The 22,801-nt window shown below is 71.7% G+C and carries 23 protein-coding genes, 3 tRNA genes and 1 pseudogene; 18 read left to right on the top strand and 9 right to left on the bottom strand.

The genetic code is table 11. The annotated features are described in order from the left end of the window. Positions 1-11: 11 nt before the first annotated feature. Both AC5PYY_RS00395 and AC5PYY_RS00390 read right to left on the bottom strand, forming a co-directional pair. Positions 12-2,069, bottom strand: a complete 2,058-nt coding sequence (locus tag AC5PYY_RS00395; protein WP_493897871.1) for an acyl-CoA dehydrogenase family protein — start codon at positions 2,067-2,069, stop codon at positions 12-14. Then, positions 2,066-2,758, bottom strand: a complete 693-nt coding sequence (locus AC5PYY_RS00390) for a TetR/AcrR family transcriptional regulator (protein ID WP_493897870.1) — start codon at positions 2,756-2,758, stop codon at positions 2,066-2,068. The genes AC5PYY_RS00395 and AC5PYY_RS00390 overlap by 4 nt, the downstream gene beginning before the upstream one ends. A 91-nt stretch (positions 2,759-2,849) precedes the next feature. Between AC5PYY_RS00390 and AC5PYY_RS00385 the strand changes: the two genes are divergently transcribed. The 9 genes from AC5PYY_RS00385 (at position 2,850) to AC5PYY_RS00345 (ending at position 9,386) form a co-directional block, all read left to right on the top strand. After that, on the top strand, positions 2,850-4,136 hold the full coding sequence (locus tag AC5PYY_RS00385) for an acetyl-CoA C-acetyltransferase (RefSeq protein WP_493897869.1): 1,287 nt from the start codon (positions 2,850-2,852) through the stop codon (positions 4,134-4,136). Between the two features lies 1 nt (position 4,137). Further along, the gene (locus tag AC5PYY_RS00380; RefSeq protein WP_493897868.1) at positions 4,138-5,550 is read left to right on the top strand and encodes a 3-oxoacyl-ACP reductase; all 1,413 of its coding nucleotides are present in this window, start codon (positions 4,138-4,140) and stop codon (positions 5,548-5,550) included. Between the two features lies 1 nt (position 5,551). Next, a complete protein-coding gene (locus tag AC5PYY_RS00375) occupies positions 5,552-6,640 on the top strand; it encodes a MaoC/PaaZ C-terminal domain-containing protein (RefSeq protein WP_493897867.1) in 1,089 nt (362 codons plus the stop codon). A gap of 127 nt (positions 6,641-6,767) precedes the next feature. Further along, positions 6,768-6,840: transfer RNA gene (locus AC5PYY_RS00370), tRNA-Thr, on the top strand. Positions 6,841-6,869: 29 nt separating this feature from the next. Then, positions 6,870-6,946: transfer RNA gene (locus tag AC5PYY_RS00365), tRNA-Met, on the top strand. 59 nt (positions 6,947-7,005) lie between these two features. Further along, a complete protein-coding gene (gene rpmG, locus AC5PYY_RS00360) occupies positions 7,006-7,173 on the top strand; it encodes a 50S ribosomal protein L33 (protein WP_010148718.1) in 168 nt (55 codons plus the stop codon). Positions 7,174-7,372: 199 nt separating this feature from the next. Continuing rightward, positions 7,373-7,819, top strand: coding sequence for an FAS1-like dehydratase domain-containing protein (locus AC5PYY_RS00355; RefSeq protein WP_493897866.1), 447 nt, complete (start codon positions 7,373-7,375; stop codon positions 7,817-7,819). Further along, the gene (locus AC5PYY_RS00350) at positions 7,819-8,238 is read left to right on the top strand and encodes a MaoC/PaaZ C-terminal domain-containing protein (protein ID WP_493897865.1); all 420 of its coding nucleotides are present in this window, start codon (positions 7,819-7,821) and stop codon (positions 8,236-8,238) included. The genes AC5PYY_RS00355 and AC5PYY_RS00350 overlap by 1 nt, the downstream gene beginning before the upstream one ends. 71 nt (positions 8,239-8,309) lie before the next feature. After that, positions 8,310-9,386 carry a UDP-N-acetylmuramate dehydrogenase gene (locus tag AC5PYY_RS00345; RefSeq protein WP_493899298.1) on the top strand — a complete coding sequence of 359 codons (1,077 nt, stop codon included), beginning with the start codon at positions 8,310-8,312 and terminating at the stop codon, positions 9,384-9,386. Between the two features lie 82 nt (positions 9,387-9,468). Here the strand turns inward: AC5PYY_RS00345 and AC5PYY_RS00340 are convergent, their stop codons facing one another. The 3 genes from AC5PYY_RS00340 to AC5PYY_RS00330 all read right to left on the bottom strand — a co-directional run bounded on the left by AC5PYY_RS00340 (position 9,469) and on the right by AC5PYY_RS00330 (position 11,650). Next, positions 9,469-9,984: an alpha/beta-hydrolase family protein gene (locus tag AC5PYY_RS00340; protein ID WP_493897864.1), complete on the bottom strand. Its 516-nt coding sequence runs from the start codon at positions 9,982-9,984 to the stop codon at positions 9,469-9,471. After that, on the bottom strand, positions 9,915-10,133 hold the full coding sequence (locus AC5PYY_RS00335; RefSeq protein WP_493899297.1) for an alpha/beta-hydrolase family protein: 219 nt from the start codon (positions 10,131-10,133) through the stop codon (positions 9,915-9,917). The genes AC5PYY_RS00340 and AC5PYY_RS00335 overlap by 70 nt, the downstream gene beginning before the upstream one ends. A 473-nt stretch (positions 10,134-10,606) precedes the next feature. Beyond that, positions 10,607-11,650 carry an adenosine deaminase gene (locus tag AC5PYY_RS00330; protein WP_493897863.1) on the bottom strand — a complete coding sequence of 348 codons (1,044 nt, stop codon included), beginning with the start codon at positions 11,648-11,650 and terminating at the stop codon, positions 10,607-10,609. 48 nt (positions 11,651-11,698) lie between these two features. On the opposite strand from AC5PYY_RS00330, the pseudogene AC5PYY_RS00325 reads away from it, so the two are divergent. The 5 genes and pseudogenes from AC5PYY_RS00325 to AC5PYY_RS00305 all read left to right on the top strand — a co-directional run bounded on the left by AC5PYY_RS00325 (position 11,699) and on the right by AC5PYY_RS00305 (position 15,820). Continuing rightward, positions 11,699-12,278 (top strand): annotated as a pseudogene (locus tag AC5PYY_RS00325) (SRPBCC family protein). Between the two features lie 29 nt (positions 12,279-12,307). Beyond that, the gene (locus tag AC5PYY_RS00320) at positions 12,308-13,306 is read left to right on the top strand and encodes an ABC transporter ATP-binding protein (RefSeq protein ID WP_493897862.1); all 999 of its coding nucleotides are present in this window, start codon (positions 12,308-12,310) and stop codon (positions 13,304-13,306) included. Further along, on the top strand, positions 13,303-14,190 hold the full coding sequence (locus AC5PYY_RS00315; RefSeq protein WP_493897861.1) for a hypothetical protein: 888 nt from the start codon (positions 13,303-13,305) through the stop codon (positions 14,188-14,190). Before AC5PYY_RS00320 ends, AC5PYY_RS00315 begins: the two co-directional genes overlap by 4 nt. Continuing rightward, positions 14,190-15,113: an ABC transporter ATP-binding protein gene (locus AC5PYY_RS00310; protein WP_493897860.1), complete on the top strand. Its 924-nt coding sequence runs from the start codon at positions 14,190-14,192 to the stop codon at positions 15,111-15,113. The genes AC5PYY_RS00315 and AC5PYY_RS00310 overlap by 1 nt, the downstream gene beginning before the upstream one ends. Continuing rightward, complete coding sequence (locus AC5PYY_RS00305; protein WP_493897859.1) at positions 15,110-15,820, top strand: hypothetical protein; 711 nt, start codon at positions 15,110-15,112, stop codon at positions 15,818-15,820. The genes AC5PYY_RS00310 and AC5PYY_RS00305 overlap by 4 nt, the downstream gene beginning before the upstream one ends. A 4-nt stretch (positions 15,821-15,824) precedes the next feature. Here the strand turns inward: AC5PYY_RS00305 and AC5PYY_RS00300 are convergent, their stop codons facing one another. Beyond that, on the bottom strand, positions 15,825-17,120 hold the full coding sequence (locus AC5PYY_RS00300; RefSeq protein ID WP_493897858.1) for an FUSC family protein: 1,296 nt from the start codon (positions 17,118-17,120) through the stop codon (positions 15,825-15,827). A 124-nt stretch (positions 17,121-17,244) separates the two neighbouring features. Here AC5PYY_RS00300 and argG point away from each other — a divergent pair, with 124 nt between their 5' ends. Continuing rightward, a complete protein-coding gene (argG, locus tag AC5PYY_RS00295; RefSeq protein ID WP_493897857.1) occupies positions 17,245-18,738 on the top strand; it encodes an argininosuccinate synthase in 1,494 nt (497 codons plus the stop codon). Positions 18,739-18,961: 223 nt separating this feature from the next. Here argG and AC5PYY_RS00290 read toward each other — a convergent pair whose 3' ends face one another. From AC5PYY_RS00290 to AC5PYY_RS00280, 3 genes are all read right to left on the bottom strand, one after another. After that, positions 18,962-19,102, bottom strand: coding sequence for a hypothetical protein (locus tag AC5PYY_RS00290; RefSeq protein WP_493897856.1), 141 nt, complete (start codon positions 19,100-19,102; stop codon positions 18,962-18,964). Next, positions 19,099-19,830: a hypothetical protein gene (locus AC5PYY_RS00285; RefSeq protein ID WP_493897855.1), complete on the bottom strand. Its 732-nt coding sequence runs from the start codon at positions 19,828-19,830 to the stop codon at positions 19,099-19,101. Before AC5PYY_RS00285 ends, AC5PYY_RS00290 begins: the two co-directional genes overlap by 4 nt. 162 nt (positions 19,831-19,992) lie before the next feature. After that, on the bottom strand, positions 19,993-21,219 hold the full coding sequence (locus AC5PYY_RS00280; RefSeq protein ID WP_493899296.1) for a pyridoxal phosphate-dependent aminotransferase: 1,227 nt from the start codon (positions 21,217-21,219) through the stop codon (positions 19,993-19,995). Between the two features lie 145 nt (positions 21,220-21,364). Between AC5PYY_RS00280 and AC5PYY_RS00275 the strand changes: the two genes are divergently transcribed. The 3 genes from AC5PYY_RS00275 to nusG all read left to right on the top strand — a co-directional run bounded on the left by AC5PYY_RS00275 (position 21,365) and on the right by nusG (position 22,731). Then, positions 21,365-21,437, top strand: a tRNA-Trp gene (locus tag AC5PYY_RS00275). Positions 21,438-21,504: 67 nt separating this feature from the next. After that, on the top strand, positions 21,505-21,750 hold the full coding sequence (secE, locus tag AC5PYY_RS00270; RefSeq protein ID WP_493897854.1) for a preprotein translocase subunit SecE: 246 nt from the start codon (positions 21,505-21,507) through the stop codon (positions 21,748-21,750). A 60-nt stretch (positions 21,751-21,810) separates the two neighbouring features. Then, positions 21,811-22,731, top strand: a complete 921-nt coding sequence (gene nusG / locus AC5PYY_RS00265; protein ID WP_493897853.1) for a transcription termination/antitermination protein NusG — start codon at positions 21,811-21,813, stop codon at positions 22,729-22,731. Positions 22,732-22,801: the final 70 nt, after the last annotated feature.

Below are 22,801 nucleotides of genomic sequence, written 5' to 3'. Positions count from 1 at the left end.
GGGGGAGGAGGTCAGTCGGTGGCGGCGGTCGCGCCGGGGGTCCAGCGGGCCGCGGTGTCGTCCTCGAGCATCTGCGCGTTGAGCCACTGCTCCGGTATGCCGAGGCCCTCGACCAGCTCGATCGCCTGCGGTCGCAGGTCGGTGCAGAGCTGGTTGATCTGAGCGACCACCGCCTTGGCCCGGCCGGCGGACATGCGGTTGTGCGCCTGAAACCAGCCGGCGTCGGCGTCGATCGAGCTCAGCGCGTAGAGCGTGCACAGCTGCTCCAGCACCTCGCGCACCGCCTCGTCCTCGCAGGCGTCGATCCCCGCGACGAAGGCCTCCAGCACGACGCGGTCCATGTGCGTCCTCGCCGCCAGCAGCACGTGGTCCTGGGCCGAGTTGAAGGCCTCGAAGGCGTCCTTGTCGTCCGCGTGCCGACGCAGCCGGGTGGCCAGCGTCTCGAGCACGTGGCGCTCGCGGTCGGCGAACATCGCCAGGTGCCAGCCCCGGTCGAGCAGGGTGTCGTCCTCGCCCTTGCGGGCCGCGGCAGAGCGCAGCCGCTCCACCAGCGGACGCGCCGCGGTCGCCTCGACGAACTGCCCGCCGAAGGCCCGCGCGGCGAACTGCACCATGCCGCGCATGTCCAGGTCGCCCCACATCTCCTTGTAGCCCGAGAGCAGGCCCTTGGCGACCAGCTGCAGCAGCACCGTGTTGTCGCCCTCGAAGGTGGCGAAGACGTCGGCGTCGCCGCGCAGCACGGTCAGGCCGTTCTCGGCGAGATAGCCGGCGCCACCGCAGGCCTCGCGGCACATCTGGATCGTGTCGTTGCCGAAGCGCGTCACGATCGCCTTGAGCCCGGCCGCCCGGGTCTCCAGCTCGCGCTGGGCGACCTGGTCCTTCTCCGGCATCTCGTGCAGCTCCTGCAGCCGCTCCACGACCTCGTTGATGGCGAACATGTGCGCGTAGGCCGTGGCGATCGCCGGGAGGAGCTTGCGCTGGTGCGCGAGGTAGTCGAGCAGCACGACCTCGCCGTCGTGCCCCGGCGCGCTGAACTGGCGCCGGCGCACGGCATACCGCGTCGCGATCGACAGCGCCTTGCGGGACGCGGTCGCGGCCCCGGCCGCCACGCAGATCCGGCCGCGCACCAGCGTGCCGAGCATGGTGAAGAAGCGCTTGCTGTCGGACTCGATGTCGGAGACGTAGCGCCCCTCGTCGTCGATGCCGCCGTAGCGGTTGAGCAGGTGCGCGCGCGGCACCCGCACCTGGTCGAAGGTGATGGTGCCGTTGTCGACGCCCGCGAGACCACCCTTGGCGCCGTTGTCGCCGAGCGTCACGCCGGGCAGCGGCTCGCCCGCCTCGTCGCGGATCGGCACGACGACGACGTGCACCCCGTGCGATTCGCCGTCGACGATCAGCTGGCCGTAGACCGCGGCGACGTGCGCGTCCTGCGCGGCAGCCCCGATGTAGGTCTTGGTGGAGGACGGCGTGGGGGAGTGCACGACGATCTCGTCGGTCTGCGCGTCATAGGTATGCGTGGTCTCCAGTGACGCGACGTCGGACCCGTGGCCGAACTCGGTCATGGCGTAGCAGCCGATCTGCTCCAGCGCGAGGTTCGGTCCGAGGAAGGTCTCGTGGTGCCACTCGTTGCCGAGCGCGGTGACCGCGCCCCCGTAGAGCCCGAAGTGCACCCCCGACTTCACCGTGAGCGACAGGTCGCCGTGGGCGGTCATCTCGAAGTCGATGCAGGACCGGCCGACGTCGTCCAGGCCCCCGACCGCGGTGGGGAAGCCGCTGCCGGCCATGCCGTAGTGCACGAGCCCGCGCAGCGCCTCGTTGGTCCAGGCCCGGGCCTCGGGCATCGTGAGCGCCGGGTCGCGCACCATGAACTCGGCGGGCACGGTCGCGCGGGCCAGCTCCCGGACCGGACCGTAGGCGCCCCCGGTCGCGGCGCGCAGGCCCTCCCCGAGTTCGGTGAGCTGCTCGTCGGAGTGCGGGCGGGTGGCCGGCTCGCCGGCGCTCGCCGGCATGCTGATGCCGGTGTCCGGCTCGGGGGTGTGGGTGGGCTGGGTCTGGGTGGAGGTGGTCATCGGGCGGCTCCTCGGATGGCGGGTCGGATGAGCTCCATGACGGCGTGCGTGACGTCGTCGACGGACAGGTCGGTATGCGGTGAGGTCGGGTCGGCCGCGCTCGCGGTCGTGAGCCAGTGGTCGGCGGCGGCGCGCACGAGGCCGACGATGCCGGTGCCCCAGGCAGGGGCCAGCAGGTCCGCGTCGTCGCCACGGCCCACCGAGACGAGGTGGGCGTGCAGCGCGTCGGTGAGCTGCTCGCTCACCTGGCTGGTGATCTGCCGGACCGGGTCCTGGGCGTCGCCCTCGGTCGTCTCCAGCGGGCGCGTCATCACGAAGCGGTAGATGTCGGGGTCGCGCTCCACCAGCGACAGATAGGACCGCACCATCGCCGCGATCCGCGTGACGATGTCACCGCCGCCTTCCTGGGCCGCGCGCAGGTCGGCCAGGATCGTGTCGTCGACGGCGGTGACGACGGCGCCGTAGAGGCCCGCCTTGTCGCCCAGGTGTCGGTAGAGCACGGTCTTGCTCGTGCCGGCCTGGGCGGCGATCTCGTCCATGCCGACTCCGGCGCCGTGCTTGCGGATCGCCTTGAGCGCGGCCTCGACGAGCTGCTGTCGCCGCTCGGCACGGTGCGCCTCCCAGCGCACGTCCCGACCGTCGCGGGCGCCGCTGCGCAGCACCGTCTGTGCTCCTGGATCGGACCTCATAGCACTCAGAGTATCGCGTACTCGACGTATCGGCTACAGTCGGTACCGGATAATCATCTCGCATGCACCCCGCGACGCCCGAGGAGCACACATGCCCGACCAGCTCAGAGATGCCGTCATCGTCGGCGGCAACCGGATCCCCTTCGGCAAGGCCGGTGGCGCGTATGCCGCCGCTTCCAACCAGGCCATGCTCACCTCCGCGCTCGACGGGCTGGTCGCCCGGTTCGGGCTCGCAGGACAGCCGGTGGGAGAGGTCGCCGCAGGCGCCGTGCTCAAGCACGCCCGCGACTTCAACCTGGCCCGGGAGTCGGTGCTGGGCTCGGCGCTGTCGGCCACGACGCCCGCCTACGACCTGCAGCAGGCCTGCGGCACCGGCCTCGAGGCCGTCGTGCTCGTCGCCAACAAGATCCGCCTCGGTCAGATCGACTCGGGCATCGCCGGGGGTGTGGACTCCGCCAGCGATGCGCCGATCGCCGTCGGTGAGGGGCTGCGCAAGGCGCTGCTCAAGGCCAACCACGCCAAGACGCCGATGGCCCGCGCCAAGGCGCTCGCCGGGGTCCGCCCCCGCGACCTCGCCCCGGAGACCCCGCGCAACGCCGAGCCGCGCACGGGGCTCTCGATGGGTGACCACATGGCGATCACCGCCAAGGAGTGGGGCATCACCCGCGAGGCCCAGGACGAGCTGGCCGTCGCGAGCCACCACCACATGGCCCAGGCCTGGGAGTCCGGCTTCTTCGACGACCTCGTCACCGGCTTCCTGCGGCTCTCGCGCGACGAGGGCCTGCGCCCGGACACCTCGGTGGAGAAGCTCGCGAAGCTGTCGCCGGTCTTCGGCAAGGGTGAGGGCGCCACCATGACGGCCGGCAACTCGACGCCGTTGTCGGACGGGGCGGCGCTGGTGCTGCTCGGCAGCGAGGACTGGGCCACCGAGCACCGGCTCCCGGCGCTCGCACGGTTCGTCGACGCCGAGACCGCCGCGGTCGACTACGTCTCCGGCGAGGAGGGGCTGCTCATGGCTCCGGCGTATGCCGTGCCGCGCCTGCTCGCGCGCCAGGGCCTCACGCTCGACGACTTCGACCTCATCGAGATCCACGAGGCCTTCGCCTCCACGGTGCTGTCCACCATGGCAGCCTGGGAGTCCGAGGAGTTCTGCCGCGACCGGCTCGGTCTGGACGCGCCGCTGGGGTCGGTGGACCGCAGCAAGCTCAACGTCAACGGCTCCTCGCTCGCCGCCGGCCACCCGTTCGCCGCCACCGGCGGCCGCATCGTCGCCTCGCTGGCCAAGATGCTGCATGAGAAGGGACCGGGCTCGCGCGGCCTCATCTCCATCTGCGCCGCCGGCGGGCAGGGCGTCGTCGCGATCCTGGAAGGGTGCTGACATGGCTGACCTGATGCAGATCCTCACGTCCAACCCGCTGGCCAAGCAGCTCGGGGTGCCGCAGCCGACCCGCCTGCGACGGGGCCGGGACCTGCCCTCCGGCCCGGTGGCGCTCGGGGTCGTGGGCGGCGGCTCGCTGGGTGCTGCGACCCTGGAGGCGCTCGGGACGCCCCACACCCAGGCGCTGGTCGACACCCCGCAGACGCGGGTGACCGAGACCACCGACGACGGGCGGACGCGGGAGGTCCCCGAGCCCTACGCCTCCCGGATCGGTGCCCTCGTCGTCGACGCCACGGGCGCCACCTCGATCGCGGATCTGGAGACCGTGCGCGGGCTGCTGCGCCCGGCGATGAAGGGCCTGGAGGCCTCCGGTCGGGTCATCGTGCTCGGCGTCGAGCCGGAGACGGCCGGTGCCCCGATGGCCGTCGCGACCCAGCAGGCGCTCGAGGGCATCGTGCGCAGCGTCGGCAAGGAGCTGCGCAAGGGCGCCACGGCCAACCTGGTCCGCGTCGACCTGCTCACCGCCGAGCCCACCACCGCCGACGATCTCGCGTCGACGATGTCCTTCCTGCTGCAGGGGCGCTCGGCCTACGTCTCCGGCCAGGTGCTGCACGTGGGCCACAGCGATCGCCCCTCCGACGCCCCGAGCGACCGGCCGTTCGAGGGCCGCATCGTCGTGGTGACGGGTGCGGGGCGCGGGATCGGGGCCGGGATCGCCCGGACCTTCGCCCGCGACGGCGCTCTCGTCGTCGCCGTCGACGTGCCCGCTGGCGGCCAGGGCCTGGCCGAGGTGGCCAACTCGATCGGCGGCACCGCGCTGCAGCTCGACATCACCGCCGAGGACGCGGGCCAGCGGATCGCGGCGCACGTGGCCCAGCGCTTCGGTGACGCCGCCCGCATCCACGCGATCGTGCACAACGCCGGCATCACCCGGGACAAGCTGCTCGCCAACACCGACGAGCAGCGGTGGGGCAGCGTGCTCGAGGTCAACCTGGCCGCGCAGATCCGGATCAACGCGGTGCTGCTCGACCCGGAGCTGCCCGGCGGGATCGACGACGACGGTCGGATCATCGGAGTCGCCTCGACGTCCGGGATCGCCGGCAACCGCGGTCAGGCCAACTACGCCGCGTCGAAGGCGGGCGTGATCGGGCTGGTCCGGGCGATGGGCTCCGACGAGCGGCTCGCCGGGCGCGGCATCACGGTCAACGCCGTGGCGCCGGGCTTCATCGAGACCGAGATGACCGGCAAGATGCCGCTGGCCACCCGTGAGGTCGCGCGACGGATCAACAGCCTGCAGCAGGGCGGCCTGCCGGTCGACGTCGCCGAGACCATCGGCTACTTCGCGGACCCGGCCTCCGCCGCCGTCACCGGAGACGTGCTCCGGGTCTGCGGCCAGAGCCAGATCGGGGCCTGACGTGAGCCAGAGCCCCGACCACCAGGATGACGGACTGGCCGCGCGATCTGCTGCGGACGATGGACTGGCCGCGCGATCTGCCGTGGACGTTGGACTGGCCGCGCGAACTGCTGCGGACGATGGACTGGCCGCGCGCCCTGTCGGAGAAACGACCGGTGACCTCGAGGTCGACCTGCTCACCGAAGCTCCGGCGGTCGGTCCGCTGCTCGCCAAGGGCTTCGCCACAGGGATCGGCCGCGGCACCGCCCACGGGCAGCTACCCGAGCGCCGCATCGTGCTCCCCGATGTCGAGCAGGACGTCCGCCGGCTGGCGGACTTCTGCGCGGTCACCGGCGGCGTCCTGGCCGACACGCTCCCGACGACCTGGGTGCACGTCCTCACCTTCCCGCTGCAGGTGAGGTTGATGGCCTCCGGCGACTTCCCCTTCCCGATGATGGGCATGGTGCACGTGGCCAACGAGATGACCCAGCACCGGCCCATCCGGGTGCGGGAGACTCTCACGCTCTCGTCCTGGGCCGACAACGTCGCACCCCACCGCAAGGGCCGGACCGTCGACCTCGTCGGTGAGGCGCGGGTCGGCGACGAGGTGGTCTGGTCCGGCCGCAGCACCTACCTCGTCCGCGGTGCCACCGGTGACGACGGGGCCAGCGGGAGTGCGGACGGTGCCACGCCGGCGCCGCAGCAGGGCTCCGGGCCGGCCGACCCAGCTCCGGTGACGACCGAGCCGCCGGCCGTGGGCGAGCCGCAGCGCCAGCTCTCCGTGTGGCGACTGCCCGCCGACCTGGGACGCAGCTACGCCCGGGTCGCCGGCGACGTCAACCCGATCCACCTGTCGGCACCCACCGCCAAGGCGCTCGGCTTCCCCCGCGCCATCGCGCACGGCATGTGGACCCATGCCCGGGCGCTGGCCGCCGTCGACGCGCGCCTCCCCGGTGCCTTGACGGTGTCGGCGGACTTCCGCAAGCCGGTGCTGCTGCCCTCCACGGTCGTGCTCCGCGGGGGTATGCAGCCCGCGGGCGGAGAGCTGTCCGTCACCGACCGCGAGGGAGCGAAGGTGCACCTGTCGATGCAGGTCAGCGCCCTGTCCTGACCCGCGCGAGATGAGGGTCACGGCATACCTCGGACGCCGGGCGACTCGTTTTGGTGTCGCCCGGCGCCCTCGTGTAAAGTTGTTTCTCGCTGCCTGCGGGGCCACAGCCCGGCAGGACCCACAGCCCGCCCCTATAGCTCAGTCGGTAGAGCGTTTCCATGGTAAGGAAAAGGTCAACGGTTCGATTCCGTTTGGGGGCTCTGGCCGGCCGGTCACCCGGCCGCCGCGAGGCGGAGTAGCTCAGCTGGTTAGAGCGCACGACTCATAATCGTGAGGTCGCGGGATCGAGTCCCGCCTCCGCTACCACGTAGCTCGCGCTACAGACCGCAAGAACTGATTCACCACCTTCGAGAGCAGGTTGCACCGTGGCTAAGTCCACCGACGTCCGCCCCAAGATCACCATGGCGTGCACGGAGTGCAAGGAGCGCAACTACATCACCAAGAAGAACCGGCGCAACAACCCCGACCGGCTCGACATGGCGAAGTTCTGCCCGCGCTGCGGCAAGCACACCGCGCACCGCGAGACCCGCTGACGCTCCGCCGTCAGCCACCGACGCCAGGCCGTCACCCGCGCAGGGTGGCGGCCTTCGTCATACCCGGAGTCCCTCCCAGGAGTGACCACGGGATAGCACGACCCTCATCGGGATGTATGCCGATGGAGGTCGTGCTATCCCGACCACACTCCGGCATGAGGGGGCCGGTAGCGGGAGGCGAGTGGTTAGGCTGCTCACCATGCCCGTCAACCCAGACTTCGCCGGGCGGGAGTACCCACCCGCCGGCCCCTTCGAGGTGACCGCCGACCAGATCACCGTCTTCGCCGACGCGGTCGGTGCGACCGGCGCCGCGCACCGCGACCGCGCCGCAGCGCAGCAGCTGGGGTATGCCGACGTCGTCGCGCCCCCGACCTTCGCCGTGCGCCTGGCCCAGCAGTGCGAGGCCCAGCTCGTGCAGGACCCGGACGCCGGGATCGACTTCTCCCGGGTCGTGCACGGCCAGGAGGGCTTCGTGCACCACCGGCCGATCGTCGCGGGCGACACCCTGACCGGCACCCTCCACGTGGACACGATGCGCGAGGCCGGGGGGCACGGCATGGTCGGCACCCGGGTCGAGCTGACCGACGCCAGCGGGGCGCCCGTCACCACCGTGACCTCGACGATCGTCGTGCGGGGGGAGGCCTGATGAGCGACCTGACCCGCACCGTGACCGTCGACCGGGCCCTGCTCGTCGCGTATGCCGACGCCTCCGGCGACCAGAACCCCATCCACCAGGACGCCGAGGTCGCGCGCTCGGTCGGCCTGCCCGACGTCATCGCTCACGGCATGTGGACGATGGGTGCGGCGCTGGAGGCCGTCACCGACCACGTCGGCGGCGATCCCGGTCGGATCCTGTCCTGTCAGACCCGCTTCACCGGCATGGTCGTCGTCCCCGAGGGGGAGACCGTCGAGGTGCTCGTCGAGGGTGTGGTGAAGAAGACCGACGAGGAGGCCGGCACGCAGACCCTCGAGCTCACCGCCACCTGCGCCGGGGACAAGGTGCTCGGCCGCTGCCAGGCGGTCGTTCGCACCGGCACCGACGCCACCGCCGGGACCGGCGCGTGAGCGCAGCGGCACCGCATACCTCCTCCTCCGGCGTGTCGTCGGAGGCGACCCCGCTCGCCGAGCTCACGACCATGCGGGTCGGGGGAGCGCCGCGACAGCTGGTCACCGCGACCACCGAGGCCGAGCTCATCGAGGCGGTGCGCGCGGTCGATGCCGCAGCCGAGCCGCTCCTCGTCGTGGGTGGCGGCTCCAACCTCGTCGTCGCCGACGAGGGCTTCCCCGGCACCGTCGTGCTGGTGCGCACGAGCGGGATCGAGGTGTCGCACGAGTCCGCCTGCGGCGGCGTGAGCGCGACGGTCGCGGCCGGGGAGAACTGGGACGAGCTCGTCGCGCACGCCTGCGCGCAGGGCTGGTCCGGCATCGAGGCGCTCTCCGGCATCCCGGGCGCCACCGGCGCGACCCCGGTGCAGAACGTCGGCGCCTACGGCCAGGAGGTCGCGCAGACCATCGCCTCCGTGCGGGTCTGGGACCGCGCCGAGAGCCGGGTGCGCACCCTCTTCGCCGCCGATCTCGAGTTCTCCTACCGCCACTCGCTGCTCAAGGAGTCGATGCTCGGCCCGGAGGCGGCGGCAGGGGCGGTCACGCCCCGGTACGTCGTGCTGACGGTGACCTTCTCGCTGCGCCCGACCGAGCTGTCGCAGCCGATCGGGTATGCCGCGCTCGCCGACGGTCTGGGCGTCGAGCTGGGGGCGCGGGTGCCCCTGGGCGAGGCGCGCGCGGCGGTGCTCGACCAGCGGCACCGGCGGGGCATGGTGCTGGAGACCGGCGACCACGACACCTGGTCGTGCGGGTCGTTCTTCACCAACCCCTTCCTCACGGCCGAGCAGCTCGAGGCGCTGCGGGAGCGGGCGCAGGCCAGGCTCGGTCCGGACTGTCCGACGCCGCCGGAGTACCCCACCGACCGGCCTGACAAGGTCAAGACCTCGGCCGCCTGGCTGATCGACCAGGCCGGCTTCAGCAAGGGGTATGCCACCCACGACGGCCGGCCCGCCGGGCTCTCGACCAAGCACACCCTGGCGCTGACCAACCGCGGCCGGGCCCGGGCCAGCGACGTCGTCGAGGTCGCGCGCGAGGTCCGCGACGGGGTCGAGGAGGCCTTCGGGGTGCGGCTGGTCAACGAGCCCGTCCTCGTCGGCCTCACCCTCTGACCCACGCCCCCACTCACCCGCACCCCCGACCGAGAGCCCGGTCTGCTCGGTCCGAGAGCCTCGGGTGCTCGCTCCGAAAGCCTCAGCGCGGTCGGTCGGCGGCGGCGATCGCCTCCTGTATGGCGCTCACCTCGCCTGGTCCGGGGTCCAGATCCAGCACCGCGGCCCAGTAGGGCACCATCTCGCCGACGTAGTGGTGGCCGTGCCCGCCCGGAGTCGAGACCGACAGCGGCATGTCCGTCCCGATCTGCCAGAACGACACCCACGGGTGCCAGGTCAGGGCGGGTGGCACGTCCCGACCGGCGCGCTCGCGCATCCAGTCGGGCTCCGACCACAGCAACGAGACGTCCCACCAGACGATCGGGTCGGAGGCGTGCTGGGCATAGACGACCCGGGGCTCCTTCCACGGCGCGTAGGGCCCGCCGTAGAAGTCCTCGGTCAGCTCGCGTGGCCGGGTGACGAAGCGGATGAGACGCCCGTTGTCGATGACCGGCGCCAGCTCCGGAGATCCCGGCTGCCGGCTCGAGGTCAGCTCCTCCCACAACGGTGTGAAACTCGGGGTGCCGGACCACACCGCCCCGTCGACTGACTCCAGCATCCGGTGCCGGTCGAGGTGATGACGTGCACGACCTGCCGGTTCAACGCGTCCGTGCGCTCCATCTCGCGCAGCACGCCGTCGACCGCCATCCCCGCGTTGCCACCGCTGGTCAGCCCGACCAGCTCGGCGTTGGCCCGTTGCTGGCGCACGCTCCACCACCAGGCCCGGACGCTCACGCCGACGAGCAGGACGTCCCGGCCGAGCCTCAGCCACCGGTCGCAGGCTCGGGCTCAGCGACACCCACAGCATGAGGAGTGCGAGCGTGAAACCCAGCGGGGAGAGCCGGTCGAAGATCCACGCCCGGCTGGGCCCGTGGCGGGCGCGGATAGATCACCACCGGCGTCCTGGGGCTCACCCCTCAGACTCGAGAGGCAGATCACCCACGCATGGGCCGTCCCGGGACGCGAGGGGCAGGATCCCCACGCAGAGGTATGGCTGTGCACCCGCCGGTGACACAGGCGTGCGCCGCTCGTGGTTGATGAACTGCCGGTCACGGCAACCGTGGAATTCGACCACGGGATCTGCTGCCATGGCACGAGATCCGGTGGTCGAGATCGAAGGGGCGAGGGAGGCGCCGGCGCACGCCTGGGTCACCTGCGCGCGCACGCGTGCCCGCAGCAGGTCAGGGAGCGGGGGGAGCGGCCAGCCAGGCGTCCACCTCGGCGAGCAGCTCCCGCTTGGTCGCCTGCGGGGCGACCGATCCCTCGATCGACCCGCGGGCCAGGGCGGCCAGTGCCTCGTCGGACAGCCCCTGGTCGACCCGGGCCGAGACGTACTGGTCGGCCAGGCGGCTCCCGAACAGCAACGGGTCGTCGGCGCCCAGGGCCACCCGGACCCCGGCGTCCAGCAGCCGGGGCAACGGCACCGCGGCCAGCGAGTCGTAGACGCCGAGCGCGACGTTGCTGGTCGGGCAGACCTCGAGCGTCACCTCTTCCTCGACGACACGGTCGAGCACCACGGGATCCTCGACCGCGCGGATCCCGTGACCGAGGCGGTCCGGCAGCAGGTGGTCCAGCGCCACCTGCACGTGGTCGGCGCCGAGCAGCTCTCCCGCGTGCGGCACGCTGGCCAGGCCCGCCTTCGCGGCGATCCGGAAAGCCGGCTCGAAGTCACCGGTCCACCCTCGCCGCTCGTCGTTGGACAGCCCGAAGCCCACGACCGTGCCCGCGCCCTCGCCCGCGTGCCTGGCGGCCAGGCGCGCCAGCGCCCGCGCGTCCAGCGGGTGCTTCATCCGGGAGGCGGCGACGACGACGGCGACCTGGGCGCCGGTCTCCTCACTCGCCGACCGCGCCTCGTCCAGCACGATCTCCAGGGCCGGGGTGAGCCCTCCGAGAAAGGGTGCGTATGACGTGGGGTCGACCTGGATCTCCAGCCATCGGGATCCTTCCGCGGCGTCGTCCAGAGCCGCCTCCCGCACGATCCGACGCATGTCCTCCTCGTCGCGCACGCAGGCGCGCGCCGCGTCATACAGGCGCTGGAACCGGAACCACCCGCGCTCGTCCCTGCCGGACAGCTCGGGCGGCCACTGGGTGGTGAAGGCGTGCGGGAGCCGCAGGTCGTGCTTCTCGGCCAGCTCGCGCACCGTGTCCACCCGCATCGAGCCGGTGAAGTGCAGGTGCAGGTGCGCCTTCGGCAGCGCGAGCAGCGAGCGCGTCCCGTCAGGCATCTGCTCAGCGTAGACGCCCGGTCCGACCACCGCCGATAGACTTCGCGTATGCCGCAGGTCAGCGCCGAGATCTGGGTCCCGGTGGGGCCGGAGGACGCGTTCGCCGTGGCCCAGACGACCGGTGAGGTGCGGCGCGGGTGGGACCCCTTCATCCGGCGACAGCACTTCCTCGACGGCGCCACGGCGCCCGGCGTCGGGGTGCGGACCTTCACCAGGGGCCCGTGTCGGGCCGGCCATGGTGAGCCGCTACGTCAGCTATCGGCCGCCACGGCAGACCGGGATGACCATGGACTCCGGGCCGTGGTTCTTCGACACCTTCGGCGCGGGCTGGCGGTTCACCCCGCAGGAGCAGGACGGCGTGGCGGGGACCCGCGCCGTGTGGAAGTACACCTTCAGCACCCGCCCGGCCTGGTTGCGGCCGGTCGCGGACCGGCTCGGGTCCTGGCTGCTGGACCGCGAGATCCGGGCCCGGATCGCCGCATGGGCGCGGGCCTGCTCCGACCCGGCGGTCCTCGCCGCGGCTCGGGCTGACGCCGCCGCGCGAAGCGAGGACGCTTCAGGTCCGCAGCCCGGAGATGCCTCTGGGGGATCGCCCGACACGGGTCCGGGGGCTAACCCCCTGGGGTGATGTCGGTCGCGTTCTCTAGGGTCGGAGCCGTGACAGTCATCCACACCGATGCGCTCACCAAGCGCTACGGCTCCAGCCAGGTCGCGGCGCTCGCCGACCTCACCGTCGACGTCGGTGACGGGGTCACCGGACTCGTCGGTGCCAACGGCGCAGGCAAGTCGACCCTCATCAAGATCCTGCTCGGCCTGCTCGCGCCGTCCTCCGGCACGGCGTCCGTGCTCGGCCACGACATCGCCCGCGAGGGGGAGGCGATCCGCCAGGCCGTGGGCTACATGCCCGAGCACGAGTGCCTGCCCCCGGACATGCGCTGCATCGACTTCGTCGTCCACATGGGCCGCGTCTCCGGGCTCCCGGCAGCCGCGGCCCGGGAGCGCGCCGCCGACGTGCTGCGTCACGTCGGCCTCGCCGAGGAGCGCTACCGGCTCATGGGCGGCTACTCCACCGGGATGAAGCAGCGCGCCAAGCTCGCGCAGGCCCTGGTCCACGACCCCCAGCTGGTCATGCTGGACGAGCCGACCAACGGCCTGGATCCCGCCGCCCGCGACGACATGCTCGCGCTCGTGCAGCGGATCGGCCACGACTTCGGCATACCCGTGCTCGTGACCTCGCACCTGCTCGGCGAGCTCGAGCGGATCAGCGACCACGTGGTCGTGCTCGACGCCGGGCAGCTGCTGCGCTCGGAGGCGACCCAGGCCTTCCTCGCCGACACCGGCGTCGTCCTCGTGGAGGTGCTCGGCGACGACGACGCGCAGCGGCGGATGGGCGAGGCGCTCGCCGCGCGCGGTCTCACCTGCCGCCCGCGCGGCACGCTCATCGAGGTCGACCCGGTGGCGGTGCCACCTCGCGAGGCACCGGAGGGTGGCGACGGATCGACGAGCACGCCGGATGCCGCGGCCCACGCCGCCGCGCACGACCATCTGCGCGACCTGGTGCGCGACACGGCCGCCGAGCTCGACCTCGGCCTGGTGCGGCTGCAACCGCAGACCGGCCGGCTTGAGGACGTCTTCCGCGAGGAGGTGCCGGCGTGACGGCTCCCACGGAGCGCACCGGTGTCATCCACGACATCGGCTACCGCCGCTACTCCGGACCGCGCACCAGCCGCGCAGGGATCGCCCGGGCGCTGCTGCTCTCCGGGCTCCTCGCCGTCTTCGGCTTCGGCCGGTCCGGCAAGGCCAAGATCCTGCCCTTCGTGCTGCTCGGTATGACGCTCGTCCCCGCTCTCATCCAGGTCGGGATCATGAGTTTCATCGGGCTCGACGCGAGTCTGCTCAACTACGCCGCCTACAACTCCAGCAGCTCCTTCCTCGTCGTGCTCTTCGTCGCGGCCCAGGCGCCGGTGCTCTTCAGCCGCGACCTCCGCTCGGGCGTCATCAGTCTCTATCTGGCCCGCCCGCTGGGTGCCACGGCCTTCGCGCTCATCCGGTGGGCGTCGCTGGTGCTGGCGATCCTCGCCTTCGTACTCACCCCGCTGCTCCTGCTCTTCATCGGTGGGCTCTCGGCGGGCGCGTCCTTCAGCGAGGAGCTGCCACGGGTGAGCGTGGCGCTGGCGGGTGCGGTCGTCCTCGCGCTCCTCGTCGCCACCGTGTCCGCCCTCGTCGCGTCGTGGACGTTGCGTCGCGGGCTCGCGATCGCCGGCACGATCATGGTGCTGCTCGTCGGGCTGGGCATCACCGTGGCCCTCAAGGAGACGCTGCTCTACGAGGGCCTGGACACCGCGGCCCACTGGCTGTCGTTGCTCTCGCCCTTCGCCCTCGTCGATGCGGTCACCGCGGTCCTGGGTGACACCGACGGGCAGGTCACGCGGGCCCCCGAGTCGGACGCCACCGGCTGGGCCCTGCTGGCCACGGCGCTGGCCATGATGGCCGGCGGCCTCGGCCTCCTCGTCCACCGCTACCGCAGCAAGGGGGCGTGATGACCGACCTCAACCTGCGGGACGTGTCGCGCTGGTACGGCAACGTCGTAGCCGTCAACGACGTCACCATGACCATCGGCCCCGGGGTGACCGGACTGCTCGGCCCCAACGGCGCCGGCAAGTCCACGCTCATCGCCATGATGGCCGGATTCCTGGCGCCCTCGTCCGGGGAGGTGCTCCTGGGTGAGCGTCCGGTCTGGCGCAACGTGGCGGCATACAGCGACCTGGGGTTGGTCCCCGAGCGCGAGGTGAGCTTCGCCTATCTCACCGGGCGGCAGTTCGTGCAGGCTTCCGCGGAGCTGCACAAGCTCGGCGACGCCCGCGCGGCCACCAGCCGGGCGTTGGAGGAGGTCGACCTCGGCGACGCCGCGGACCGGGCGATCAGCACCTACAGCAAGGGCATGCGGCAACGGGCCAAGCTGGCCTCGGCCCTGGTCCACGAGCCGGGGGTGCTCCTGCTCGACGAGCCCTTCAACGGCGTCGATCCGCGGCAGCGCATGCACCTCATGGAGCTGCTGACCCGGATGGGGGAGCAGGGGCGCACGGTGCTCTTCTCCAGCCACATCCTCGAGGAGGTCGAGCAGATCGCCCGGCAGATCGAGGTGGTCGTCGCCGGGCGGCACGCCGCCAGCGGTGACTTCGGCGCGATCCGCCGGCTCATGACCGACCGGCCCAGCCACTACGTCATCCGCTCCACCGATGACCGTGCCCTCGCCGCGGCCCTGATGGGGCAGCCCAGCGTGCGCAGCGTGGCGCTCGGTCGGGTCGGCACCGGCGACGCGGTGACGGTCGAGGTCACCGACATGGGTGACTTCACCCGAGCCCTGCCGCGGTTGGCCGCCGTGGCGCAGATCACGGTGCGCGAGCTCGCGCCCTCGGACGAGAGCCTGGAGTCGGTGTTCACCTACCTGGTGCAGTCATGAACCCCACGATCATGCGGCTTGGGCTGCGCGCCCTCGTCGGCGGCTGGCGCGGCATCGTGCTGCTGGCGCTGCCGGTGCTGCTCGTGCTCCTCGCCGGAGTGCTGCGCTGGGTCACCGGCGAGCCGGTCAGCGCCAGCGTGGTCCTCGTGGAGGTCGGGCTGGCCCTGGTCGTGCCGCTCGTCGCCCTGCTGGCGGCCAACGGCGTGCTCGGTCCGGAGATCGACGACGGCTCGGTCGTCTACCTGCTCGCGACGCCGGTGAGCCGGTATGTCGTCGCGGCCTCGAAGTATGCCGTCGCCGCCGCGCTCGCGGGTCTGCTCGGCTTCGGCGGCATGGCAGGTGCAGTGCTGGCCGGGGACGTGTCGGACCGCTGGCTGCTGGTGGCCCTGGTGGCCGGAGGTGGGGGCGCGCTGCTCTACTGCGCCCTCTTCACCGCCCTGGCCGCCGCGACCCGGCACGGCATGATCGCGGGGTTGATCTACCTGCTCGTGGTTGAGCAGCTGCTCGGCCGGTTCCTGTCCGGCTTCCGCTACGTCTCGGTCCGCGCGGTCGCGGAGCGGCTGGGCGAGGTGGCGGCCGACGTGGAGCTGCCGGTGGAGGACCTGAGCCTGACGTATGCCGTCATCGCCTCGGTCGTGCTGCTGGTCGTCGGGATCGCGCTCGCCGGCTGGCGGCTGCAGCGGTTCCAGCTGCGCGGGGACGAGTAGGCGCTCAGCGCTGCGGGCCGTTGCGTTGCCCCGTCGTGCGGTCGCGGTGCCACCGGATGCCGAGCGCGCCGAGCAACCGGCGGTCCAGGGGCGGGACGAACTCGCGTGAGACCTCCCGGCCCGGCAGCGGACGTGACCCCTGCGCGGTGCGCCACCGGGCATACCGGGACACCCGCTCCTGCGTGTCCAGGACCGCGAGGATCTCGCCCACCGCGCGCAGGATCGAGCCGCGCAGGAGCCACTGGTCGGTGTCGTCGGACTCGGCGAGCATGAGGTCGGTGAGGATCGCGCGGGTCTCGCGCAGCAGCTCGGTGCTCTCGTCGAGCAGCCGGACCACCGCGTCCTGGCGACCCGTGGTCTCGGCCTCCACGAGCTGGCCGAAGGAGTCGATGCACTGCCCCACGTCGTGGAGCACCACGGCGAAGGCCGCCCGCACCTCGTCGGAGAAGGGTGCCGGATCCTCTCGCTCCGGCGCGGTCCGTCCGATGGTGATGAACAGCGCGCGGGTGGCACCGGCGCAGTCCTGGAGGGACTCCAGGCCGGTCCGCAGCAGGGGGGTGACGTCCGCGCGGCCCACGGCTCGGGTGTTCCAGCGCGACATCTCCCGCACCGTGGTGACCTGCTCGCTGGCCCGCCCGATGTCGGCGGTGATGTCGCGCGCCTGGGTGAGCAGCTCGGCCGCCATCTCCCGCGAGACCGGCGACTCCTCGATCCAGGTCGAGGCGCCACGGAACAGGTCGCCGAGCTGACGCCCCACCCGCCGGACCGACGACGTCGCGGAGCCGACCGGGATCGCCGGGGGCCACAGCAGGGGGAGGGTGAGCCCGACCGCGGCGCCGATGAAGGTGGTGAGGATCCGGGTCTCGGCAGCGGTGTTCTGCAGCGAGGCGCCCAGGATGAGCATGGCGCTGATGGGCGTCTCCAACGCCTGCGCCCCCAGCCGCAACGCACTTGCGAGCAGCAACGAGGCGAAGACCACGAGCGCCAGGGACCACCACGACAGCCCCACCCAGATCGAGACGACCATGGCCACCGTGACGCCGGTGAGCACGGCCCCGACCCGGACCAGGGCCATCTTGGCCGAACCGGTGGCGCTGGCCTGGGTGACGAGGATTGCGGTGAGGGAGCAGGTGAGGTCGATGGGGCCGACGGTCGCCGCGCGGGTGATGACGTAGGCCAGCACCGCCGCGACGGTCATCCGCAGCAGGTTGACGAGGTCGGGTCGCACGCTCTCCCGGACGTCCAGCCAGCCCCGGGCCAGCCACGCGAGGGTCCGCTCCCGCCGCTCCACCCAGTCCATGTCACCATCTCACCACGCGGGCGGGCCGCCGCGCGAGCCCGCCCAGGTGACCGAAGTTGCCCCGAAATGGGCTCGTGACCTGCGGATTGAATACCTATGCGGGTGACCGCATACAATCGTGCTCATGTCCAAGGTCTTGACCAGCATCCCTGTCGGTGAACGTGTCGGCATCGCCTTTTCCGGCGGCCTCGACACCTCGGTCGCGGTGGCGTGGATGCGAGAGAAGGGCGCCGTGCCCTGCACCTACACGGCCCACATCGGTCAGTACGACGAGACCGACATCGAGGGCGTGCCCGGCCGCGCCGAGGAGTACGGCGCGCAGATCGCCCGCATCGTCGACTGCCGTCCCGAGCTGGTCGAGGAGGGGTTGGTCGCGCTCGCGTGCGGCGCCTTCCACATCCGCTCCGGCGGCCGTACCTACTTCAACACCACCCCGCTGGGTCGTGCCGTCACCGGCACCATGCTCATCCGGGCGATGAAGGAGGACGACGTCCACATCTGGGGCGACGGCTCCACCTACAAGGGCAACGACATCGAGCGGTTCTACCGCTACGGCCTGCTCGCCAACCCGCAGCTGCGGATCTACAAGCCGTGGCTGGACGAGGCCTTCGTGCACGAGCTCGGTGGGCGCGACGAGATGAGCCAGTGGCTCACCGAGCGCGACCTGCCCTACCGCGCGAGCAAGGAGAAGGCATACTCCACCGACGCCAACATCTGGGGCGCGACGCACGAGGCCAAGAAGCTGGAGCACCTCGACGTCGGCATGGAGATCGTCGAGCCGATCATGGGCGTGCGCTTCTGGGACCCGGAGGTGGAGATCCCCACGGAGGACGTGACGATCTCCTTCCGGGACGGGCGGCCCGTCGCGATCGACGGCGACGACTTCGGCGGCGACGCGGTCGCGCTGGTCATGGAGGCCAACGCGATCGGTGGCCGGCACGGGCTGGGCATGGCCGACGAGATCGAGAACCGCATCATCGAGGCCAAGTCGCGCGGCATCTACGAGGCGCCGGGCATGGCCCTGCTGCACATCGCCTACGAGCGGCTGGTCAACGCGATCCACAACGAGGACGTCATCGCGGCCTACCACACCCAGGGGCGCGCGCTCGGTCGTCTGATGTATGAAGGGCGTTGGCTCGACCCGCAGGCGCTGATGATCCGCGAGTCGCTGCAGCGGTGGGTCGCCTCCGCGGTGACCGGTGAGGTGACGCTGCGGCTGCGCCGCGGTGAGGACTACACGATCCTCTCCACCGACGGGCCGGCGTTCAGCTACCACCCCGACAAGCTGTCGATGGAGCGGGTGACCAACGCCGCCTTCGGGCCGACCGACCGGATCGGTCAGCTCACGATGCGCAACCTCGACATCGCCGACTCGCGGGCCCGGCTGGAGCAGTACGTCGCCAAGGGCCTGCTCGGGGTCGGCGCGGCGGCGGAGGCGCAGGGGCTGGGCCCGGATGCCGCGGCGGGCGCTGGTCGCAACGCCCTGGGCTTGGCCTCCACCTCGCTCGTGGGTGACCTGACGCCGGGCGGTGCCGACCGCATCGCCGGCGGCGTCGGGCCCACCGAGGACGAGGAGGAGTCGCTCGACTGGGCGGCCATGGAGTTCGGCACCGACTGACCGGACCCCCCTTGCGTGCGCTCCCGGCCGGGTGAGGGCCGCCGGCGCGGTATGCCCGACCGGACCCGCTGCGGACCCTCATTACCACTCGCGACGCGGTATGCGGTGGTCACCGTCGTCGTATCGCCCAGCGTGGTCTGCATCGGCCCGTCGTCGAGCGCGGCCTTCAGCCGCGGCGCGTAGCCGAGGTAGGACTCGGCGCTGGCCCCCACCCAGTGCTCGGTCAGTCCCTCCCGTGTGGTGCTGACCGTCGCGGCCTGGCCGTCAGGGTGCCGGCCAGGGAGCTGAACCGTCCGCGGGCGTCGACCAGCCACCCGTCCTCGGCCTCGAGGTCCCACACGTCGTCGACCGTGATGCTCTTCATCGCTCACCGGCGGGGAGCGTGATCGGCTCGCTGCACACGAGGGTGGTGTCCTGCGCGTCGGCCGCGATCGTCGACGCATAGGGCTCCTCCTGACCCGCGGGAGGCCCCGGCGCGATCTGCACGCAGATCTCGAGGCGTCGCACCGCGCCGGGGTCGGCGAGCGGCGACTCGGTGACCGTGATCGTCTCGCTCCCGCTCGGCAGGTCCGTCCGGAGCTCCAGGGGCACGAAGGCGGTGTCCTCGGCGGAGGCTCCAGGCTCGACCGTCGTGCTGGCTGCGCGGTGCACCTCGTTCGGCAGCACCCCGTCAGGAATGCCGAAGACCTGCTTCGACAGGCGCACGACGTCGGCCTCGCTCCCCGCGCTGACCCACACACCGGCCGGCGCCTGTGCCGCCGAGGGAGCCTGGGACGCCGCTCGGTCCTGGGCGACCTTGATCGGCTCTGCGCCCTCGTTGGTAACGGTGTAGGAGACCAGGACGCCCTCGAGGCCGCTGGTGAAGCCCTCGGGTGCGGTGGCGGTCTCCGCGGTCGCGGTGATGGAGGCGGTCAGGTCCACGTCGGTCGGGGCGGCCGACCGACCGGCGACCTCCGTGGTCGGTTCCTCCTCGCCTCCGTCCGACGTGCTGGTCTGGTGCTGGCTGGTCGGCATGTCGTCCCCCGTGGTGACGCAGGCGGTCAGGGTCAGTCCGAGGACCATCGTCGCGGCGAGCTGGTGGCGCGCAGTCATACCGGCACCCCGGTGCCGGGGGGATGGCCGCCGCCGAGAGCGGTGTCGCTCTCCTGCACGTCCGTCGCGCACGTCATCATCGTGTTGCCCGCCTCGTTGAGGCGTGCCGGATTCCCACCTACCACGTCGATACCTCCCCTGTGAGGGAGTCCAGGCGAAGGTTCAGCGGGCCTCGGCGAGCAGGGCCTGGATGCGGCCCACGCCTTCCTGGAGGTCGTCGTCACCGAGGGCGTACGACAGTCGCAGGTAGCCACTCGGGCCGAAGGCCTCGCCCGGCACGACCGCGACCTCGACCTCGTCGAGGATGAGCGCGGCCAGCTCGGCGCTCGTCTGCGGCGTGCGGCCACGGATCTCCTTGCCGAGCACGCCCCCGACCGAGGGGTAGGCGTAGAACGCACCCTGCGGCACCGGGCACTCCACGCCGTCGATCGCCGACAGCATCTCGACCATGAGCTTCCGGCGCCGGTCGAAGGCCACCTTCATCTCCTCGACCGCGTCCAGCGACCCCTCGAGCGCGGCGATCGCGGCCCGCTGCGAGACGTTGGCGACGTTGGAGGTCGCATGGCTCTGCAGGTTCGTCGCGGCCTTGATCAGATCCTTCGGACCGATCATCCAACCCACCCGCCAGCCGGTCATGGCGTAGGTCTTGGCGACACCGTTGAGCACGACGCAGGTGTCCGCGAGCTCGGGCACCACCACCGGCATCGACGGAGCCTGCGTGCCGTCGTAGAGCAGGTGCTCGTAGATCTCGTCCGTGATCACCCAGATCCCGTGCTCCAGCGCCCAACGCCCGATCGCCTCGACCTGCTCGGCCGAGTAGACCGCCCCGGTCGGGTTCGAGGGCGAGCAGAAGAGCAGCGCCCTGGTCTGCTCCGTGCGCGCCGCCTCCAGCTGCTCCACCGTGACGAGGTATGCCCCGTGCTCGGCGTCCGCGCCCGCGAACACCTCCACCGGGGTCCCGCCGGCGAGCTTGATCGCCTCGGGATAGGTCGTCCAGTACGGCGCGGGCAGGATCACCTCGTCGCCGGGGTTCAGCAGCGCCGCAAAGGTGTTGTAGACCGCCTGTTTGCCGCCGTTGGTGACGAGCACGTTGGCCGGCTCGACGGCATACCCCGAGTCGCGCAGCGTCTTGGCGACGATCGCCTTCTTGAGATCCGGGAGGCCGCCGGCAGGGGAGTAGCGGTGGTTGACCGGGTTGCTGCACGCCTCGACCGCCGCCTCAACAATGTAATCAGGGGTGGGGAAGTCGGGCTCACCGGCCCCGAAGCCGATCACCGGGCGACCCTCGGCCTTGAGAGCTTTGGCCTTGGCGTCGACCGCCAGGGTGGCGGACTCGGCGATGGATCCGATGCGGTCACTGATGCGGGTCTGCTCGCTCACGTGGTCCATCATGGCACCGTGCGTTCACGCGGCGTCAGCCGCCGCACGTCTTTGTGTTTGGGTCGAGCCGTCCCGTAGACTGACCCTTCAGGTGTTCGCACCGTGCGTGAGCCTGCCTCCCAACAGCAGGCCCGGGCCCGCGAACTCCTGGTGAAGGGCAATAGCTCAATTGGTAGAGCACCGGTCTCCAAAACCGGCGGTTGGGGGTTCGAGTCCCTCTTGCCCTGCGCGAGCGACGTGCGCCATCCGGTATGCCGTCGCGACCACCAAGACCTGCGAGAAGAAAGGCGACCCGTGGCGAACCCCGCCCGCGACACCGAGGGTGTCGCACGCAGTCAGCCTGGCCCCGGCCAGTCGGCTCGCCCGGCGACCTTTGTCGAGCAGGTCATGGCCGAGCTGCGCAAGGTCGTCCAGCCCACGCGCCAGGAGCTCATCACCTACACGATCGTGGTGTTCGTCTTCGTGCTCGTGATGATGGGCTTCGTCTTCGGTCTCGATCAGCTGTTCCAGTGGCTGGTCGGTCTCGTCTTCGGGGACTGACCGCTACCGCCGGCGGCCGGCAGTGAGCCGCGTCGCACACACACGATGAGGAAGTAGGGCATGTCCGAGCAGACCCCTGACTACGACGAGGTCACCGCCGAGCAGTCCGTCCAGGACGCCGACGCGCAGGCCGCCGAGCGTCACGACGGCGAGCCCTCGAGCGACCCTGTCGAGGAGGCCGTCTACGGCGAGGACGACGCGGTCACCAGCGAGCCCGCCCCCGAGATCGACGTGGAGCAGACCGGCGACGACAGTGCGGAGGACGCGACCGACGCGGCGGCGGCCGACGAGGCGCCGGCGGACGAGGCGCCGGTGGACGACGAGGCCGACGCCGCTGTCGACGACGCCCCCGCGACCGATCCGCTCGAGGAGTTCAAGTCCGTCCTGCGCGGCAAGTTCGGCGACTGGTTCGTCGTCCACTCCTACGCGGGCTACGAGAACCGGGTCAAGCACAACCTGGAGACCCGCATCACCAGCCTCAACATGGAGGACTACATCTTCGAGGTGGAGGTCCCCATGGAGGAGGTGACCGAGATCAAGAACGGCCAGCGCAAGCAGGTGCGCCGCGTGCGGATGCCCGGCTACGTGCTGGTCCGGATGGAGCTGACCGACGAGTCCTGGGGTGCCGTGCGGCACACGCCGGGCGTCACCGGCTTCGTCGGCAACGCGCACCAGCCGGTGCCGCTGTCGGTCGACGAGGTCGTCTCGATGCTCGCTCCCGTCTTCGACACGCCGGCGCCGGTCGCCGCCGACACCGAGTCCGGCGCGGGCGCGGAGTTCGACGGAGCTGCCACCCGCCCCCAGCCGCAGGTCGACTTCGAGGTCGGCGAGTCGGTCACCGTCATGGAGGGCCCGTTCGAGACCCTGCCCGCGACGATCTCGGAGATCCTGCCCGAGAGCAACAAGCTCAAGGTGCTCGTCTCCATCTTCGGTCGCGAGACTCCCGTGGAGCTGGGCTTCAACCAGGTCGCCAAGCTCTAGTCGGTCTGGGGGCTTCGCCCCCCGACTGCCCCGCAGGGGCTGCGCCTCGAGGGCGGCTGCGCCGCGGGGG

This window comes from Serinicoccus sp. JS2-9, from assembly GCF_059025165.1.
The sequence above is the reverse complement of the archived record's forward strand: the minus strand, read 5'-3'. Positions and strand labels throughout refer to the sequence as shown.

Excerpts from the sequence above, each read along its gene's own strand:
- AC5PYY_RS00395 (WP_493897871.1), bottom strand. The coding sequence starts at position 2,069 with ATGACCACCTCCACCCAGACCCAGCCCACCCACACCCCCGAGCCGGAC.
- AC5PYY_RS00390 (WP_493897870.1), bottom strand. The coding sequence starts at position 2,758 with ATGAGGTCCGATCCAGGAGCACAGACGGTGCTGCGCAGCGGCGCCCGC.
- AC5PYY_RS00385 (WP_493897869.1), top strand. The coding sequence starts at position 2,850 with ATGCCCGACCAGCTCAGAGATGCCGTCATCGTCGGCGGCAACCGGATC.
- AC5PYY_RS00380 (WP_493897868.1), top strand. The coding sequence starts at position 4,138 with ATGGCTGACCTGATGCAGATCCTCACGTCCAACCCGCTGGCCAAGCAG.
- AC5PYY_RS00355 (WP_493897866.1), top strand. The coding sequence starts at position 7,373 with ATGCCCGTCAACCCAGACTTCGCCGGGCGGGAGTACCCACCCGCCGGC.
- AC5PYY_RS00350 (WP_493897865.1), top strand. The coding sequence starts at position 7,819 with ATGAGCGACCTGACCCGCACCGTGACCGTCGACCGGGCCCTGCTCGTC.
- AC5PYY_RS00345 (WP_493899298.1), top strand. The coding sequence starts at position 8,310 with ATGCGGGTCGGGGGAGCGCCGCGACAGCTGGTCACCGCGACCACCGAG.
- AC5PYY_RS00340 (WP_493897864.1), bottom strand. The coding sequence starts at position 9,984 with ATGCTGGAGTCAGTCGACGGGGCGGTGTGGTCCGGCACCCCGAGTTTC.
- AC5PYY_RS00330 (WP_493897863.1), bottom strand. The coding sequence starts at position 11,650 with ATGCCTGACGGGACGCGCTCGCTGCTCGCGCTGCCGAAGGCGCACCTG.
- AC5PYY_RS00310 (WP_493897860.1), top strand. The coding sequence starts at position 14,190 with ATGACCGACCTCAACCTGCGGGACGTGTCGCGCTGGTACGGCAACGTC.
- AC5PYY_RS00305 (WP_493897859.1), top strand. The coding sequence starts at position 15,110 with ATGAACCCCACGATCATGCGGCTTGGGCTGCGCGCCCTCGTCGGCGGC.
- AC5PYY_RS00300 (WP_493897858.1), bottom strand. The coding sequence starts at position 17,120 with ATGGACTGGGTGGAGCGGCGGGAGCGGACCCTCGCGTGGCTGGCCCGG.
- argG (WP_493897857.1), top strand. The coding sequence starts at position 17,245 with ATGTCCAAGGTCTTGACCAGCATCCCTGTCGGTGAACGTGTCGGCATC.
- AC5PYY_RS00290 (WP_493897856.1), bottom strand. The coding sequence starts at position 19,102 with ATGAAGAGCATCACGGTCGACGACGTGTGGGACCTCGAGGCCGAGGAC.
- AC5PYY_RS00285 (WP_493897855.1), bottom strand. The coding sequence starts at position 19,830 with ATGACTGCGCGCCACCAGCTCGCCGCGACGATGGTCCTCGGACTGACC.
- AC5PYY_RS00280 (WP_493899296.1), bottom strand. The coding sequence starts at position 21,219 with ATGGACCACGTGAGCGAGCAGACCCGCATCAGTGACCGCATCGGATCC.
- nusG (WP_493897853.1), top strand. The coding sequence starts at position 21,811 with ATGTCCGAGCAGACCCCTGACTACGACGAGGTCACCGCCGAGCAGTCC.